Source organism: Alcanivorax sp. DG881, assembly GCF_000155615.1.
GTDB lineage: Bacteria > Pseudomonadota > Gammaproteobacteria > Pseudomonadales > Alcanivoracaceae > Alcanivorax.
In genome coordinates this window covers 1,743,215-1,759,267 of sequence record NZ_DS989915.1, presented here as the reverse complement: position 1 = coordinate 1,759,267, position 16,053 = coordinate 1,743,215, and the positions used below count along the sequence as shown (strand labels likewise).

General features: G+C 59.9%; 15 protein-coding genes and 1 tRNA gene. 7 read left to right on the top strand and 9 right to left on the bottom strand.

What is annotated here, in order from left to right:
- Positions 1-51 precede the first annotated feature (51 nt).
- A complete protein-coding gene (locus ADG881_RS07825) occupies positions 52-1,074 on the bottom strand; it encodes an AraC family transcriptional regulator (RefSeq protein WP_007148492.1) in 1,023 nt (340 codons plus the stop codon).
- 106 nt (positions 1,075-1,180) lie between these two features.
- On the opposite strand from ADG881_RS07825, the gene ADG881_RS07820 reads away from it, so the two are divergent.
- The gene (locus ADG881_RS07820; RefSeq protein ID WP_007150982.1) at positions 1,181-2,710 is read left to right on the top strand and encodes an NAD(P)/FAD-dependent oxidoreductase; all 1,530 of its coding nucleotides are present in this window, start codon (positions 1,181-1,183) and stop codon (positions 2,708-2,710) included.
- A 101-nt stretch (positions 2,711-2,811) separates the two neighbouring features.
- On the opposite strand, the gene ADG881_RS07815 is transcribed toward ADG881_RS07820, so the two are convergent.
- The 5 genes from ADG881_RS07815 to ADG881_RS07795 form a co-directional block, all read right to left on the bottom strand.
- Positions 2,812-3,606 carry a M48 family metallopeptidase gene (locus tag ADG881_RS07815; protein WP_007150921.1) on the bottom strand — a complete coding sequence of 265 codons (795 nt, stop codon included), beginning with the start codon at positions 3,604-3,606 and terminating at the stop codon, positions 2,812-2,814.
- Between the two features lie 151 nt (positions 3,607-3,757).
- Positions 3,758-3,833 (bottom strand) — tRNA-Phe (locus ADG881_RS07810).
- A gap of 53 nt (positions 3,834-3,886) precedes the next feature.
- Complete coding sequence (locus tag ADG881_RS07805; RefSeq protein WP_007149934.1) at positions 3,887-4,171, bottom strand: oxidative damage protection protein; 285 nt, start codon at positions 4,169-4,171, stop codon at positions 3,887-3,889.
- A 33-nt stretch (positions 4,172-4,204) separates the two neighbouring features.
- Positions 4,205-5,281 (bottom strand): A/G-specific adenine glycosylase, encoded by a 1,077-nt coding sequence (gene mutY, locus ADG881_RS07800; RefSeq protein WP_007150513.1) that lies wholly within the window; start codon positions 5,279-5,281, stop codon positions 4,205-4,207.
- A gap of 85 nt (positions 5,282-5,366) precedes the next feature.
- Entirely contained in the window at positions 5,367-7,577 is a 2,211-nt protein-coding gene (locus tag ADG881_RS07795; RefSeq protein ID WP_007149063.1) for an AsmA family protein, read from the bottom strand.
- A 77-nt stretch (positions 7,578-7,654) separates the two neighbouring features.
- Between ADG881_RS07795 and ADG881_RS07790 the strand changes: the two genes are divergently transcribed.
- Positions 7,655-9,616 carry a sensor histidine kinase gene (locus ADG881_RS07790; RefSeq protein ID WP_007149266.1) on the top strand — a complete coding sequence of 654 codons (1,962 nt, stop codon included), beginning with the start codon at positions 7,655-7,657 and terminating at the stop codon, positions 9,614-9,616.
- Here the strand turns inward: ADG881_RS07790 and ADG881_RS07785 are convergent.
- Positions 9,611-9,934 carry a GNAT family N-acetyltransferase gene (locus tag ADG881_RS07785; RefSeq protein WP_039926428.1) on the bottom strand — a complete coding sequence of 108 codons (324 nt, stop codon included), beginning with the start codon at positions 9,932-9,934 and terminating at the stop codon, positions 9,611-9,613. The genes ADG881_RS07790 and ADG881_RS07785 overlap by 6 nt on opposite strands.
- A 69-nt stretch (positions 9,935-10,003) precedes the next feature.
- Between ADG881_RS07785 and hisB the strand changes: the two genes are divergently transcribed.
- The 5 genes from hisB to ADG881_RS07760 all read left to right on the top strand — a co-directional run bounded on the left by hisB (position 10,004) and on the right by ADG881_RS07760 (position 13,939).
- Complete coding sequence (gene hisB, locus ADG881_RS07780) at positions 10,004-10,609, top strand: imidazoleglycerol-phosphate dehydratase HisB (protein WP_007148968.1); 606 nt, start codon at positions 10,004-10,006, stop codon at positions 10,607-10,609.
- Between the two features lie 23 nt (positions 10,610-10,632).
- A complete protein-coding gene (hisH, locus tag ADG881_RS07775) occupies positions 10,633-11,274 on the top strand; it encodes an imidazole glycerol phosphate synthase subunit HisH (protein WP_007150969.1) in 642 nt (213 codons plus the stop codon).
- 94 nt (positions 11,275-11,368) lie between these two features.
- A complete protein-coding gene (hisA, locus tag ADG881_RS07770; protein WP_007148976.1) occupies positions 11,369-12,109 on the top strand; it encodes a 1-(5-phosphoribosyl)-5-[(5-phosphoribosylamino)methylideneamino]imidazole-4-carboxamide isomerase in 741 nt (246 codons plus the stop codon).
- Between the two features lie 16 nt (positions 12,110-12,125).
- Entirely contained in the window at positions 12,126-12,902 is a 777-nt protein-coding gene (gene hisF, locus ADG881_RS07765) for an imidazole glycerol phosphate synthase subunit HisF (RefSeq protein ID WP_007150815.1), read from the top strand.
- 149 nt (positions 12,903-13,051) lie between these two features.
- Entirely contained in the window at positions 13,052-13,939 is an 888-nt protein-coding gene (locus tag ADG881_RS07760) for a bile acid:sodium symporter family protein (RefSeq protein WP_007151092.1), read from the top strand.
- Here the strand turns inward: ADG881_RS07760 and ADG881_RS07755 are convergent.
- A complete protein-coding gene (locus ADG881_RS07755) occupies positions 13,924-14,700 on the bottom strand; it encodes a divergent polysaccharide deacetylase family protein (protein ID WP_007150907.1) in 777 nt (258 codons plus the stop codon). The two genes, ADG881_RS07760 and ADG881_RS07755, sit on opposite strands and share 16 nt — an antisense overlap.
- Entirely contained in the window at positions 14,700-16,019 is a 1,320-nt protein-coding gene (locus ADG881_RS07750; protein ID WP_007150938.1) for a S41 family peptidase, read from the bottom strand. The genes ADG881_RS07755 and ADG881_RS07750 overlap by 1 nt, the downstream gene beginning before the upstream one ends.
- Positions 16,020-16,053 lie beyond the last annotated feature (34 nt).

The window sequence follows — 16,053 nt, the reverse complement described above, 5'->3', positions numbered from 1 at the left end:
GCCTCATACGTTTGAGAGAGCGATAAAAGCTGCTCGCGCAGCTATTCATTATTAACTATTCATTCCGTTCCTGTCTCTACGATGACGGGCAGGCGTTACGCCCGTCCATCGCTCAAAAGCCCGAACGAAGGCGGCAGACTCGCTGTAGCCGAGCAGTTCGGCAATTTCCGCCACGCTACGCTCTGAATCCTCCAGATAGCGCCGGGCCTTGTCTTTCCGGACCTGGTCCATGATGCCCTGAAAAGGGCGATTTTCCTTGCTGAGTTGGCGTCGGAAAGTGCGTTCGGGAATACCGAAGGCCTGGGCGACTTGTTCGGCGGTGGGGAAGCTTCGTACAAACAGATTCAGGTACGCCGCGACGCGACCGCCGAGGTCTGCGGTGGGCGCTTCGCGGCGGGCCAGCATGGCATCACATTGTTCGCGATACATGTCCTGGGCCATCTTGTTATAACCGGGCATGCGGATGCCCATGTCCTGGTTGCGAATCACCGCCTTGCAATAGGGTTGGTCGTAACGGATCGGGCAGCCGAAATAGTCCTCAAAAGCCTCTGCATGGGCCGGGCGCGGGTAGGGCATCCACACCTCCACCGGTTTCAGGTCAAGATTGAGCTGGGTCTGGATGTCGTTGATCAGCTTGAAGGTGCCCACCATGTCCCGGTCGATCAGAATACGGCTCACTTCAGGTGGTAAAGGGATCGGGTACAGCTCCAGGGCGGTCGTCTGTTCGCCGGGCACCAGTGCGATTTCGCCGTACAAGTAGGTCAGGGCCTGGTACTTGACCCCGAACTGGAATCCCTGGAACGCCGTTTCACTGGTCATCAGCAGCATGGCCAGCTGCCCGTAGCCGGCAAAGCCGAAACGGCTGCCCATATCGAAGCCCAGCATGGGGTCGTTTACGCGGGGCAGCAGCTCGGTAAAGATGAGTAGCTCCCGGTCCCGGCCGATTTCGCTGTTGGGGTCCAGCTTGCCCCGGTCCAGCCCGTGGCGGGCGAGCACTGGGCCACAGTCGATTCCCTTCTCGGTCTCGAGCAGGTCGATGGTGTAGATCAGTGCAAGAATCGAGCGTTCAGACATGGCCGGAATTATCAATTTTTAGTCAGGTTAACACGTATTCACAGGGCGCTGACAAGGCTAGAGTGCATGCATTGATAGATGCATCGGCATCCCAAGGAGAATACCTATGACAAGTCAGGCCCGTATCAATGTGAAAACCCGTCGCGTCAAAGTGGCCATCGTTGGTGGTGGCTTTGGTGGCATCTGTATGGCCATCAAGCTGCGCGAAGCCGGGATTGATGACTTTGTGCTGCTGGAAAAAGGCAGCGGCATGGGGGGCACCTGGTATCACAACAGCTACCCCGGGGCGGCTTGTGATGTGCAGTCGCACATGTACTCCTTCTCTTTCGAGGGGAATCCGGACTGGAGCCATCGCTACAGTGGCCAGCAGGAAATCCACAATTACATTCAGGGCGTGACCGACAAGCACGGCCTGCGTCAGTACACCCGTTTCAACAGCGAAGTGACCGGGGCCCATTTTGATGACAAGGCGGCCCTGTGGACGCTGGATATGGCCGATGGGTCCCAGGTGGTTTGTCAGCACTGGGTGCTGGCCAGCGGCCCCTTGCACGTGCCGTCTTTTCCTGACTTCAAGGGAATGGAAAACTTCAAAGGCAAGATCATCCACTCTGCCCAGTGGGATCATGACTATGACATGGCCGGCAAGAAGGTGGTGTCCATCGGTACCGGCGCCAGCGCCATTCAGTATGTGCCCCACGTGGCCAAAGAAGCGGGCCAGCTGACGGTGGTGCAGCGCACGCCGCCGTGGATCATTCCCCGCGATGAGCGTGCCTATTCCGGCCTGAGCAAGTGGATGTTCCGCCGCTTCCCGGCCCTGCGCAAGCTGCACCGTCTGCGCCTGTATCTGAGCAATGAAGCGCGGGTGGTGCCGATTTTCAATCCACGCCTTGCCAAGCTGGCTGAGCCGGCCCTGAAAGCGTTTATTCATTACCAGGTGAAAGACAAGGCCACGGCCCGCAAGTTGGTGCCAAGCTACACACTGGGCTGTAAACGCATCCTGATTTCCAACAACTATTACCCCACCTTCAACCGCGACAATGTGTCGCTGGTCACCGAAGGCGTGAAGGAAATTCGTGAAAACAGCATCGTGTTCAGCGATGGCAGTGAGCAGCAGGCCGACTGCCTGGTACTGGGTACCGGTTTTATCGTGGATCCGCGTATTTACATGAAGGATTTCGACATTACCGGGTTACCGGGGCACCGATTGCATGACGACTGGAAAGCAGGATCGGAAGCCTATCTGGGCACCACGGTCAGCGGTTACCCGAACATGTTCCAGCTGGTGGGGCCAAACACTGGCCTGGGCCACAACTCCATTATCTTCATGATCGAGAGTCAGGTGCGCTACATCATGGATGCCATCACCAAGCTGGATAAGCGCGGTGATGCCTGGCTGGATGTGAAGCAGGACGTGCAGGATCGCTATAACGACAAACTGCAGGAAGAGCTGAAAGGCACGGTATGGCAGAACGGTGGTTGCATGAGCTGGTACCAGCAGGCCGATGGCCGCAATACCGCCCTGTGGCCCCATGCCACTTTCCAGTTTATGGCGCGCACCTGGAGGGTGAGCATGAAGGATTATCACTGGCAGACGGCGGTTGAGAGCGTGCCCGTGAAAGAGGCGGCTGTTGGCTGACAAAGGCCGTCTCGAGTGGCGAGAAGCGAGTTTCGACAGGCAAAACCAGAAAATAATGAGGTCAGGTTTTCGCTACTCGAAACGCGTGGCTCGCTTCTGAATTACTGTGGTTCGCATTCCGCCGGTGTGGCTTTCTGGTACAGCGGTAGCGCCACCTGCATTTTTTCTTCCTGTGCGCCGATCCGGCTGCCGGGATTGGGGTGGGTGGACAGGAACTCCGGGGGCTGTCCGCTCCCGGTGGCGGCCATGTTCTTCCAAAGCTGCACGCTTTCGCGCGGGTCAAAACCGGCGCTGGCCATCAGCTCCAGCCCCATCAAATCCGCTTCTTCTTCATGGGCCCGGCTGAAGGGCAGGGCAATGCCCAGCTGTGCGCCCATGCCCAGCGCCTGAATAATGCGCTCTGAATCTGCATCCCCTTCGCTGAACATGCCGACCAGAAACAGCACCGTGCGGATTCCCAACTGCTGGGTCAGCCGCTCGTTACTGTGTCGTGCCAGCACATGGCCCACCTCGTGGCCAATCACGGCCGCCAGTTGGTCATCGCTGGTGGCCACCGCCAGCAGGCCTTCGTTGACGCCTATCTTGCCGCCAGGCAAGGCGAAGGCGTTGGGGCTCGGGTCGGCAAAGACCACGATTTCCCAGCGCTGGGGTAGCGCGTTGCCGGGAAACCGGTTGGCTAGATGGGCGAGTATCTGTGTGGCGACGCACTGTACTTCCCGGTTGGCGGCCTCGTCGTCGCTCACCGGAGTCTGCTGCTGCATTTGCAGAAACGTCTGCCGGCCAAAATCCGCCATCATGGTGTCCGGCATCAGGGCCAGCTGGTCCCGCCCGGTGGGTGTCTGGTCGCAACCGGCGAACAGCATCAGTGACAGAATAAATACAATAAAACGGTACACGTGACAGGGCCTGTCTGGAGTGCGAGAGATGTGTGCACGTTAGCGCAGAAGGTCAGGCGAGGGTAGAGGCCGGTTCGCGGCTTGATGGGGGAAATACGCCGCCAGTGGCCATAAAAAAAAGCCCCGCTCTTGTGAGCGGGGCTTTCTTGTATGGTGCCCGGAGGCGGAATCGAACCACCGACACGGGGATTTTCAATCCCCTGCTCTACCGACTGAGCTATCCGGGCAATCAGGGCGCGTATTAAAGCGGCTTGGGCCGGAGGCGTCAAGCCGTGGGCGTTTATTTGTTCGCATCGTGAGCAGGTGGCACGTATCCCTCTGCTTTTTCGTAGTTTTCGTTGTTCAGAAAACGATCACGCTGTTCGTCCAGGAAGGCGCGTGCCTGTGGGTCCATCACGTTCAGGTGCTTTTCGTTGATCAGCATGGTCTGTTCGTGCAGCCATTCCTGCCAGGCCTTTTTCGAGACTGTCTCGAAGATATCCTGCCCCTTGGGTCCGGGGAACGGGGGGCGGTCGAGGCCGTCCAGTTCAGTCTGGTATTTGCGGCACATTACCGTGCGGCTCATGGCAACTCCGTAGGCGGGTACATGTGAGGTGGACTATAACATGCGTGACTGGCGTGGGGCGTCGAGACCCGCCAGCAGTTTCTTCACCGGTGCGGCCAGGCCCAGCGTGCCGGGAGACTGCGGGTCCACCCAGCGACCGTCACTGTCACGGGTGCCGGCTGGGTCCACGGCCACTTCCAGCGGGACGATGTCCAGATGATAGTGGCTGAAGGTGTGCCGGAACGGATCCAGTGGCTGGCTATCAGCACGGGCATCGAACGCACGGACTCTCAGGGCGTCGTCCATCTGTGACTCATCGTCGGTTTGTGGAAAGCACCACAGGCCGCCCCAGATGCCTTGCTGGGGCCGCTGTTCCAGCCAGACCCGGCCGTTACGGTCGCGCAGGATAAGCATGACGGTGGTGCGCACTGGCAGGGCCTTTTTCGGTTTCTTGCCGGGGTAATCCTGTGGGTTACCGTTGGCGTGGGCTTCGCACCCGCGGTTTACCGGGCAGCTAGCGCAGTCGGGGTTGCCCCGGCGACACAGGGTGGCGCCTAGGTCCATGATCGCCTGGGTGTAGTCCGCCAGCCGTGCGTGAGGCGTGTAGTGTTCAGACAGCTCCCAGAGTCGGCTTTCGACCGGTTTTTTGCCCGGCCAGCCGGGCACCGCATGCAGCCGGGCGAGCACCCGTTTCACATTGCCATCGAGAATCGGTGCGCGCACGCCGCGGCTCTGGGCAAGAATGGCGCCGGCGGTGGAGGGGCCAATGCCGGGTAGCGTGGCCACTTCCTCAACGGTGTCCGGGAATTCGCCCTGATAGTTCTCCAGCAGTTGTTGGGCGCATTTATGGAGGTTGCGGGCGCGGGCGTAGTAACCGAGCCCGGTCCACAGGTGCAGTACCTCATCCTGCTCCGCCAGTGCCAGTGTTTTGACATCCGGGAAGCGCGCCATAAACCGCTCGAAGTAGGGAATGACCGTGCTGACCTGGGTCTGTTGCAGCATGATTTCCGACACCCACACCTGATAGGGCGTGCGCGGGTGCTGCCAGGGCAGATCCTGGCGGCCATGCTGGTCGTACCAGTCGAGTAGAGCCTGGCTGAAGTCTTGCGGGGTGAGGGATGTGCTGGGCATGACACTCCGGACAAAAAACGGCGGAAATGAGCAAACGCTCATTTCCGCCTGCGTGTCGCTTGCTGCGTGAAGCCTGCAGCGTCTCTTAATTAAACAGCTTCTTGAGACCGTCCTGCAGCTGCTTGTTCACTTCTTCCTTGGCTTTCTTCTGGGCGGCATCCTTGAGCACTTCTTCGGTGGTGTCGCCTTCGCCTTCAATGCCGAACTTTTCTTTCAGCTTGTCTTTGGTGGCGTTGGCGGCGACCTGTTTGCCGATGTCCTTGAAGCCATCCTTGTCCGGGCCACACCATTTGGCGGGGCTGCCACCCAGGTTGCCTTCGCAACGCAGCGGCCAGGTGGTGCCGGTCAGGTATTTGGAGGTGCCCAGTTCCGGCGATTGCATGCCGATCTTAAGGTCGAAGTCCTGGTTGAGGATGTTCATCCAGCCATTACCGGTGATTTCCCCTTTTTGCAGTACCGCAGAGAGGCTGTCCAGATACGCCACGTTCTTGTCCAGCCGCGCCTTGGATTTCAGGTCGAGAATCTTGGTGTCCTCGGACAGGGCGCTGGGCAGTTTGCCGGATTCCTGGCTGGGAATCAGGGCGGTGGCCAGGCCCTGGAACTGGCCGAGCATGTCATTCACGCCGCCAACCAGGGTGCTGTACAGATTCAGGCCGCGCACGGTGGTGTCGGCCAGGGACAGATCGATAGTGCCTTTGGCGGAGTTCATCAGCGCTTTTTCGCTGTTGCCGCTGGCACTGTAGCTGCCGTTCATGTCGAACACCCCTTTGGCCAGATCATCCTCCAGTGCCATTTGTACCAGCGGTTGGATCTGAACGCTGGAGACAGTGTTGCTGGCGGTGATTTTCGGGGTGCTGCCGGAGGCATCCAGTTTGGCTTTGGCGCTGAAGCTGCCGCCCAGGGTGCTGCCGCTGGCGCGGGTCAGCTGCAAGACACCGTTCTTGGCGCTGACCGCAAATTTCATGTCGCTGGCGGTAATGCTGTCGTATTTTACGGTGCCAATGGCCAGTTCGCCGTCCACCAGCAGTGGCCGCAGGGTGTCCACCGGGATCAGCTCGTCACTGGACAGGCTGGCGGTTCCGCCGGTTTTGCCGCCGCCGGCTGCGGCGGTTTCGGTATCGCCACTGGCAGGCGGCATGTAGCCGTCCAGGGTGATCTTGTCGAGCACCAGATCAAAGATGATCTTGCCACTTTCCAGGCTGGCCAGGCCGGCGCTGCCGCTGAGGGTGCTGTCATCCAGGGTCAGGGTCAGCGGGCTGGCCATGACGCTGCCGGGCTCGCCGCCGAGGGTGGCGTCCAGGGCAATCTTGCTCAGTGCCTGGCTGTCGGTGGTTTCGATGGGCGCTTCGCCAATCGCTTCCAGCACCTTGTTGGCATCGAAGGGCGCGGTGGCCAGCTTGCCGCTGAGCTGCATGTCGCCGGTGAGGGCGCTAATGTCCACGTTGCCTTTGGTCTCGGTGCCGGCGGCTTGCAGCAGCAGGTCCTTGATGGAGACGGTATCCTCGTTCAGGTTTACATCCAGATTCTGTTCCAGATGCACATCCACCGGCATGGTGGTGGCGCCGGCGATATTGGCATCCAGTGTCATCGGGTTGAGGACAAAATGGTTATTGTCGATATCGGCGGCCAGTACCGTGTCCAGATTCATGTCCACGCGCATGTCGCTCTGGTCCTGATAGCGCAGGGACATCTGCAGCGGGAAGGGTTCATCCAGGTTCACGTCCTGGGCATTCAGATTAAAGTGCTCGACGACGATGTCGGTGCCATCGGCGGTGCTGCGGTAGCGAACCTTGCCGTCGCTGACCACGACTTTTGGAATGGTCAGCGGAATGTCCAGGCTGCTGCTGCCCTCGTCTTCGGCCGCCGGTTCTTCTTCAGCGGCGGTGTCTTCTGCCGGCGTCTGCGGGCCAATCTGCTCCCAGTTGGCGCCGTCCGGACCGTCCACCAGGTTTACATTCAGGCCGGCCAGGGTGATGCCGTCCATTTCCACCTGGCCGTACAGCAACGGTAATACGGCAACGCTGACGCTGGCTTCGTCGAGGGCGGCGAACAGCTCTTCGTCATCGGCAATGCGGGCTTCGGTGCGGCCAAGACTCACGCCCAGCGAGGGCCAGAATTGCCAGGCCAGGTCACCCTGAATGTCCAGTGTCAGGTTCGCCTGTTCTTGTGCCTGTTTCTCGATTTCCGGCTTGAACTCGTTGGGATCAATCACCTGCGTGATCACAAAAACAGCAATAGCTAATAGCACAATGATGGCAAACAAAGTGATCAGCAAAATTTTTAACAGGCGTCCCATGTAGCACTCCTTGCGCGTTGGTCGTTGGACCGTGATTATAGCAGTGGGGATTCACTGACCATACCGTAGCATTATTCGTGATTGTTATTGTGACGTTAGGGGAAGAGCGTTTGCGAAAGTTCCATGTTGTTGTCTTGATGGTGCTGCTGTTGGCGGGGGGCATGGTGCGTGCCGAGCCCATTGCACTGGTTTCGGCGGGGGATAGCGTTCAGTTGGGGGCCCGGGTGGACGTGCTGGAGGACCCGGAAGGCAACTGGACCTTGAGCCAGATCCGCGACCAGTTTGCCAGTCGTTTTCGCCAAAGTGACAGCAACACCCTGAATTTCGGTTTTACCAAAAGCACGATCTGGCTGCGTTTTCAGCTGGATGCCAGCCAGATGGATGGGCGTAGCTGGTTCCTGGTGGAGCGCTATCCGATTCTCGATGAGCTGACCCTGTTCGTGCCGCAGCCGGGTGGCGAGTTCCGGGAATACGCGGTGGGGGATACACGCCCCTTTGGGCGGCGGCCCATGGACCACCGCTCTTTTGTGTTCAATCTGGAATCGCTGCCAGACGGGGTGAGTGAGTACTATCTGAAGGTGCGCGGCAAGGGCGCATTGAACATGATGCCCATGCTCTACAGTGCCAAGGGGCTGGTGGAGTACACCTATCTGGAGCAGTTGCTGCAGGGGCTGTTCTACGGTTCGTTGACCATCATGTTGATTTACAACCTGCTGCTGTTTCTGTCCCTGCGTGACAATGTGCACCTGCACTTTGTAGTGTTTCTGACCGGGGTGCTGTTTTTCAATATCTGCGTCAGCGGCTTTGGATTGCAGTATCTGTGGCCGGAGACCCCCAAGATCAATGAATATTTCTGGCTGACCACCTATACCTGCGGGCTCTCGCTGGCGCTGTATTCACGGCAGTTTCTGCAGTTGGCCCAGCGGTTTCCGCGCTATGACCGATTGCTCAAGCATTACCTGATCCTGATCGGGCTGGCGTTCCTGTTGCAGTGGGTGATTCCGCCGCCGTATTCCTATCACCTGTCCACGGTGGTGGTGATGATGACGGTGGTGCTGTTCAGCTGGCTGGGTTGGGTGGTGTGGCGCCAGGGCTTCCGGGTGGCACGGTTGTATGTGCTGGCCTGGTCCGTATTTCTGCTGACAGTGTTCCTGTATGCCCTGGGTAACCTGGGCTTGATTCCCTATAGCGTGATTGTTCCTTACCTGCCGCATTTCGGTGCCCTGTGGGTGGTGGTGATGTTGTCACTGGCGCTGGGCGACCGGATCCGGTTTCTGGAAAGTGAGCGCAAGCAGTTGTCGGTGGAGGCGCAGCAGAACCTGGAGCGACACCTGGCGGATATCGAACAGATGAACCAGGACAAATCCATGTTCCTGCAGTACATCAGCCATGAGCTGAATACGCCGATCAACTGGATTGGCGCGGCCGATTCACTGGGGCAATCCGGGCAGGGGCCGGGTGAGAAAGAGGTGGATGTGTGGGCAATGGTGCGCAAGGGGCAGCGGCGCCTCACGGGGATCGTCAGCACCTCACTGCGGTATTTTGATCTCTCCGACCGCCACCAGCCGCCGTTGCAGGCCAGCTGTCAGCCCATGTGGATGTTCGACGCCATTTTGCGTGACCAGGCGGCGCGGATAGAGACTTGCGGTGTGGCGGTGCGTAACCGGATTTCACCGAATTTGCAGGTGCGAGCCTGTGAAGGGGAGTTGCGTGAAGTGCTGACCATGGCGCTGGATAATGCGCTGCGCTTCAGTGCCGAAGGCGATAGCGTGGAAGTCAGCAGCACCGTGGATGTGCCGGCGGGCCATGCCGAACTCTGTATTCGTGATGAAGGCAGGGGGGCTACCGCGGAGCAGCTGGAGCATATCCTCGAACCATTCTTCGTGATGGGATCACGTCACCATGAAGAAGGTTTTGGCCTGTCCCTGGCCATGGCGCGGGTGATGGTTGAGCAGGTGGGCGGTTCTCTGTGGGCGGAAAGCGCCGGACCCGGGCGGGGGTTTGCGCTGCATATCCGGTTGCCGCTGGCTCAGTTATAGGCCGGGCTGCTGCTGGCAGTGTTTGGGCAGGGTGAGCGTTTCTCCCAGCTGCTGACCGATCAGGCGCAGAAAATCCTTGCCCACGCCGCGCCCCTGAGTGGCGGGATGCACGACCATCCAGGCCAGCTGCGGCTGGTTTTCTTCTATCAGGGCGATAGCCACGCGCTGCCCATTGAAGTGGGCAGCGAACAGCCGCCCTTGCCCGCCAGCCACCGCATCGGCCAGCTTCTGGCGGTATTGCGGGGCATCACGCAGCACCTTGGCAAAGGCTTCGCACTGGGTTTCCGTAAGGGCATGGGCTTCTACGCTGATGGGCATCGACGCTCTCCGCTGGTTAGCTTCTGTTGGGGTGCGTATAATAGCCGGTCCAATGCCTGGGAGGTATAGATGAGCAAGCGAAGCGCTACCGTAGAGCGCAACACCCTGGAAACCCAGATTCAAGCCACCATCAATCTGGATGGCACCGGTCAGTGCAAACTGGATACCGGGTTGCCGTTCCTTGAGCACATGCTGGATCAGGTGGCACGTCATGGTTTGGTCGATCTGGACATCAAGGCCAAGGGTGACCTGCACATCGATGCCCACCACACGGTGGAAGATATCGGCATCACGCTGGGCCAGGCCTTCGCCAAGGCCATCGGTGACAAGAAAGGGGTGCGCCGTTACGGTCACGCCTACGTGCCTCTGGACGAAGCCCTGTCACGGGTGGTGCTGGACCTGTCCGGCCGTCCGGGCCTGGAAATGTTTGTGGACTTCACCCGGGGCAGCATCGGTGGCTTCGACGTGGACCTGTTCTACGAGTTTTTCCAGGGCTTCGTGAATCACGCCATGATTACCCTGCATATCGATAACCTGCGCGGCAAGAACGCCCACCATCAGGCTGAGACCGTGTTCAAGGCCTTTGGCCGCGCGCTGCGTATGGCGGTGGAGCCGGACCCGCGTATGGACGGCATTACCCCGTCCACCAAAGGTACCCTCAGCGAAAGCGAGTAACCGTACAGCACAGGCTCCCGAATATGAGTGAAGTCGTTGCCGTTATTGATTACGGCATGGGTAACCTGCACTCCGCAGGCAAGGCGCTGGAAAAGGTCGCCAATGGCCAGACCATCATCATCACCGGCGACCCGGATCAGGTCCGGGCGGCGGACCGGGTGGTTTTTCCTGGTGTGGGCGCCATTCGTGACTGCATCGCCGTTCTGAAAGACACCGGCCTGGATCAGGCGATCCGGGATGTGGCGAAAGCCGGCAAGCCATTGCTGGGGATCTGCGTCGGCATGCAGGCGATGATGGCCCGCAGTGAAGAAAATAACGGCGTGGATTGCCTGGGCATTTTCGATGGGCAGGTCACCTTTTTCGGTGAGCAGTTCAGCGATACGGGCGCCCGCCTGAAAGTGCCGCACATGGGCTGGAACCAGGTGCAGCAGGGCATGGCGCACCCCATGTGGGCGGGGATCGATAACCATGCCCGCTTTTACTTCGTGCACAGTTACTGTGTCACCGGCTTGCCCGACGAAGCGGTAGCCGGGCGTTGCGACTACGGCCTGAGCTTTGCCGCTGCCGCAGTCCAGGGCAATGTGTTTGCCGTGCAGTTCCACCCGGAGAAAAGTGCTGACGCCGGTCTGACGCTGCTGGAAAATTTCCTGCGCTGGCAGCCATAAACAAACGCTACACGCGGCACGCAACAGGCTTGCACGGCCCGCCTTCTCCCGGCCGGGGAAGGCGGGTTTCCATGAATTTGATAAAGAGATTCTGATGTTACTGATTCCCGCCATCGACCTGAAAGACGGTAAATGTGTACGCCTCAAGCAGGGCCGTATGGAAGACGACACCGTGTTCTCCGACGACCCGGTTGCCGTTGCCAGCCATTGGGTGGAACGTGGCGCTCGCCGCTTGCACCTGGTCGACCTGAACGGGGCCTTTGCCGGTGAGCCGGTGAATGGCGAAATCGTCAAGGCGATTGCCAAGGCCCACCCGGACCTGCCGATCCAGATTGGTGGCGGTATCCGTAGCCCGGAAATTATTCAGGCCTACCTGGATGCGGGGGTGCAGTGGGTGATCATTGGCACCAAGGCGGTGAATGAGCCGGCATTCGTCAAAGCCATGTGTGAGCAGTTCCCCGGCCACATCATCGTGGGCCTGGACGCCAAAGACGGCAAAGTGGCCACCGATGGCTGGGCGAACGTGACCGATGTGGATGTGATCGATCTGGCGAAACAGTTCGAGAACGACGGCGTGTCCGCCATTGTTTACACCGATATCAGCCGCGATGGCATGCTGCAGGGCGTGAATGTGGATGCCACCGTGAGACTGGCCCAGTCCATGTCGATTCCGGTGATCGCCTCCGGCGGCATTACCAATCTGGATGACGTGCGCAACCTGTGTGCGGTGGCTGACCAGGGCATCAGTGGTGCCATTACCGGCCGTGCCATCTACGAAAACACCCTGGACTTTGCCGAAGGCCAGGCGCTGTCCGATGAGTTGAGCGGCGCCTGAGCGCCGGGGACGTATTATGGGTTTAGCCAAACGCATTATTCCGTGTCTGGATGTGGATGCCGGCCGCGTGGTCAAAGGCGTGCAGTTCGTGGATATCCGCGATGCCGGTGACCCGGTGGAAATTGCCAAGCGCTATAACGATGCCGGTGCAGATGAAATTACCTTTCTGGATATCACCGCCAGCCATCAGGAGCGCGATACCACGCTGCACACAGTGGAGCAGATCGCCAGCCAGGTGTTTATTCCGCTTACCGTGGGTGGCGGCGTGCGTGCGCTGGAAGATATTCGTAACCTGCTGAATGCCGGTGCGGACAAGGTGGCGATCAACTCGGCGGCGGTACATAACCCGGAGTTTGTCCGTGAAGCGGCGGAGCGGTTTGGTTCCCAGTGTATTGTGGTGGCCATCGACGCGAAAAAAGTCAGCGCGGAAAGCGACACCAATCGCTGGGAAATCTTCACCCACGGTGGCCGCAAACCCACGGGCCTGGATGCGGTGGAGTGGGCGCGCAAAATGACCGACTACGGTGCCGGTGAAATCCTGCTGACCAGCATGGATCGTGATGGCACCAAGAACGGTTTTGACATCGCGCTGACCCGTGCCATCTCCGATGCGGTGCCGGTGCCGGTGATCGCCTCGGGCGGGGTCGGCAACCTGCAGCATCTGGTGGACGGTGTGCAGCAGGGCGGCGCCGATGCGGTGCTGGCGGCGTCGATTTTCCACTTTGGCGAATATTCGGTGCAGCAGGCCAAGGAATTCATGCAGTCGGCCGGCGTGGAAATGCGCCTGGGCTGATCATCTCCCGGCCTTCTTTCGGTTGGATTAACCTCCTGTCACAACTTTAGCCGTTACGTACTGGCTATAAATGGAACCCTGTTTTACTCTCGAGGTTTTGGGGGCGCTGCCCCCGTTGCAAGACCATAAAAAATCACGGGAGAGTTGTAATGGGTTCAGGTGCGTTGATTGATATCGGGCTGCCGTTATCGTTGTTTTTGATCATGGTGGGAATGGGTATGACCCTGACCCCCAAAGATTTCCGCGAAGTTGTTGTTGCCCCGCGTGGCACCTTCTATGGCCTGGTTTGCCAGATACTCCTGCTCCCGCTCATCGCCCTGGGCGTGGCACTGGCGCTGGACCTGTCGCCGGCGTTGGCGGTGGGGCTTATCGTGATTGCCGCCTGCCCGGGCGGTACCACCTCCAATCTGTTTGTCTATCTGGGGCGCGGTGATGTGGCCCTGTCCATTGTGCTGACCGTGCTCGCCAGCCTGATCACCATTGTCACGCTGCCTGCGTTTACCGGTTGGGCCCTGGAGCGCTTTCAGGACACCGCCAAAGCGCTGGAACTGCCCGTGATGCGCACCATCATTACCCTGTTCGTGATTATCCTGTTGCCGGTGGCCATCGGCATGGCTATTCGTCACTTCCGCCAGCACTGGGCGGAAAAGGGCGAAAAGGCCGTGGGCCTGCTGGGGCTGGCGGTGATGGTGGCGGTGATTGCGCTGCTGCTGGTGGAGCTGGGTGAAGAGGCGCTGGAGCTGTTCAAGCAGGCTGGGGTGTCCGCCATTATTCTCAATCTGGCCGGTATTGTTCTGGGCATGGTGGGTGGCCGGGTGATCGGCTTGAGCCGGGATCAGGCATTCACTGTGGCCATCGAGCTGGGTATCAAGAACGGTACGCTGGGGTTGATGGTGACCTTGACCCTGCTGCATTCCGAGGCCATGTCTGTGCCGTCTGCGGTTTACGGTGTGCTGATGTTTGCTTTCGGTTTCCTGATGATCGGTTACGCCAAACTTACCGGTATCGGCAAAAACCGGGATCAGGACCCGGCGTGAGCTTCGCTCCCGGTGGTGGCTGTGGTCACTGCCGGGGTGCTCAATAGCGTGGACACCGGCACCACCTCAATGCCGGCGTCTTGCATCAAGGGCAGTACCTGCTGTAGGTAGTGCACGGTTTCCGGGTACGGGTGGCCGATGGCAATCGCCTGGCCGCGCTGCCGGGCCAGCCGGATCAGCCGGTTGAACTGCTCATTGATGCTGACCAGATTGCGTTCATTATCCAGAAAGACATCGCGCCCGGCGTGGGAAAGCCCCACCTGCCGGGCCATCTGCTGTGCCACGGAATGACTGCTGGTACGGCTGTCCACAAAGAATAGCTGGTGCGCCTTCAACTCTGTCATCAGCCAGCCCATGGGCTGTTGCTGTTCGGTAAGCGCGCTGCCCATATGGTTGTTCAGGCCGCGGGCCTGGGGAATCTGGCTCAGGGCCTGGCGCACCGCATCCAGCAGTTGAGGCTCATCCATCCCGTCCCGCAGGCCGCCCTGATCAAGGGTCTGATGACGTTGCGCGGCCATGGGCATGTGCACCAGCACTTCCTTGCCGGCCAGGCTGGCCCGCTCCGCCAGTCGGCGGGCATGGGGGGAAAAGGGGATCACCGCGCAGGTGACCGGCGCGGGCAGGTCCACAATGGCCTGGCCGTGTTGCCGGCTGTAGCCCAGGTCATCAATGATGATGGCAATGCGTGGTGCGGCCAGCGCGCTGGCGCTCAACAGCAGCCCCAGGAGCAGCCACCCCAGGGCCAGTAACCGGCCTGTCATCAAGGCTGGTCGGGCTGTGAGGCGTGGGCGGGGCGTTGAGTGAGGACGACGCCTTTGAGAATGGAGAGCGCCTGCGCCAGCGGGTAATCGTCCTCGGCCAGAGAGCTGCGTTTCTTCTCTTTCTCGCTGTCGCCGTTTTCATTGTCCAGGTGGCGAGGCAAGTCTGCTTCACGCAGGTGCATGTCTTCGCGTACTTCGATCTTGGTGACCACATCCACGGCAATGTCGGGTTCAATCCCTTCTGCCTGAATGGAGCGACCCTTTGGGGTGTAATAACGGGCGGTGGTGAGTTTCAGGGCGCGGTCCTTGCTCAACGGCAATACCGTTTGTACGGAGCCTTTGCCGAAGGTGCGGTTGCCCACCACGATGGCGCGTTCCTGGTCCTGCAGGGCGCCAGCCACGATTTCCGAGGCGGAGGCGCTGCCGCCGTTGACCAGCACCACCAGCGGTTTGCCGTTCAGGGCATCGCCGGCGCTGGCATCAAAGTCGTTTCGGCTCGCCTTGTCGCGGCCCTGGGTGTACACCACCAGGCCGGCATCCAGGAACAGGTCGGTGACTTCCACGGCGCCGTTGAGTACGCCGCCGGGGTTATTGCGCAGATCAAGAATCAGGCCGTTAAGAGCACTGTCCTTGTTGAGCTTGTCCAGCGCTTTGCGGGCGTCGTCACCAGTGTTGTTCTGGAACTGGGAAATGCGCAGGTAGCCCAGGCCCGGTTCCAGCATTTTTGATTTCACGCTGTGGGTCTGGATGCGGTCGCGTTCGAGGCTTACCTGGCGGGGTTTTTCGTCGCCTTCGCTAAGGACCATCAAATCGATTTTGGTGCCGATTTCCCCGCGCATCAGCTCTACGGCTTCGCCCAGGGTCAGCCCTTTTACAAAGGTATCGTCGATTTTGAGGATCAGGTCGCCCGCGAGAATGCCGGCGTTGCTGGCGGGCGAGTCATCCACCGGGGTGACCACTTTGACAAAGCCGTCTTCCATGGTGACTTCGATGCCCAGGCCGCCGAATTCGCCGGTGGTGGTCACCTGCAGGTCGTCGAACTGGTCCGGGGTCAGGTAGTTGGAGTGCGGGTCCAGATCGTGGAGCATGCCGCGGATGGCGGCTTCCAGCAGTTCACGGTCATCCACGTCTTCAATGTAGGCCGCACGGATGCGTTCCATGACCTCGGCAAAGGCGCGCAGCTCGTCCACCGGGACGCCTTGCTGGCGGGCCTGCTCATCAAGGGCAGGGTCCTGGGCGTGAAGTGCGGTGAGCGGGCTCAGGGCAAGCAGGCCGGTGAGCGCGACAGAACGGAGCGTGGGCAGGATGGTTGTTGGCATTCAGGATCCCCGGCGGGCACAGAAAAAAGGTGTG

What these genes read in the sequence shown, in the direction of transcription:
- hisH (WP_007150969.1), top strand. Translation starts at nt 10,633, where the DNA reads ATGAGTGAAGTCGTTGCCGTTATTGATTACGGCATGGGTAACCTGCAC.
- ADG881_RS07820 (WP_007150982.1), top strand. Translation starts at nt 1,181, where the DNA reads ATGACAAGTCAGGCCCGTATCAATGTGAAAACCCGTCGCGTCAAAGTG.
- ADG881_RS07795 (WP_007149063.1), bottom strand. Translation starts at nt 7,577, where the DNA reads ATGGGACGCCTGTTAAAAATTTTGCTGATCACTTTGTTTGCCATCATT.
- ADG881_RS07750 (WP_007150938.1), bottom strand. Translation starts at nt 16,019, where the DNA reads ATGCCAACAACCATCCTGCCCACGCTCCGTTCTGTCGCGCTCACCGGC.
- mutY (WP_007150513.1), bottom strand. Translation starts at nt 5,281, where the DNA reads ATGCCCAGCACATCCCTCACCCCGCAAGACTTCAGCCAGGCTCTACTC.
- hisA (WP_007148976.1), top strand. Translation starts at nt 11,369, where the DNA reads ATGTTACTGATTCCCGCCATCGACCTGAAAGACGGTAAATGTGTACGC.
- ADG881_RS07805 (WP_007149934.1), bottom strand. Translation starts at nt 4,171, where the DNA reads ATGAGCCGCACGGTAATGTGCCGCAAATACCAGACTGAACTGGACGGC.
- ADG881_RS07755 (WP_007150907.1), bottom strand. Translation starts at nt 14,700, where the DNA reads ATGACAGGCCGGTTACTGGCCCTGGGGTGGCTGCTCCTGGGGCTGCTG.
- ADG881_RS07825 (WP_007148492.1), bottom strand. Translation starts at nt 1,074, where the DNA reads ATGTCTGAACGCTCGATTCTTGCACTGATCTACACCATCGACCTGCTC.
- hisF (WP_007150815.1), top strand. Translation starts at nt 12,126, where the DNA reads ATGGGTTTAGCCAAACGCATTATTCCGTGTCTGGATGTGGATGCCGGC.
- hisB (WP_007148968.1), top strand. Translation starts at nt 10,004, where the DNA reads ATGAGCAAGCGAAGCGCTACCGTAGAGCGCAACACCCTGGAAACCCAG.
- ADG881_RS07760 (WP_007151092.1), top strand. Translation starts at nt 13,052, where the DNA reads ATGGGTTCAGGTGCGTTGATTGATATCGGGCTGCCGTTATCGTTGTTT.
- ADG881_RS07785 (WP_039926428.1), bottom strand. Translation starts at nt 9,934, where the DNA reads ATGCCCATCAGCGTAGAAGCCCATGCCCTTACGGAAACCCAGTGCGAA.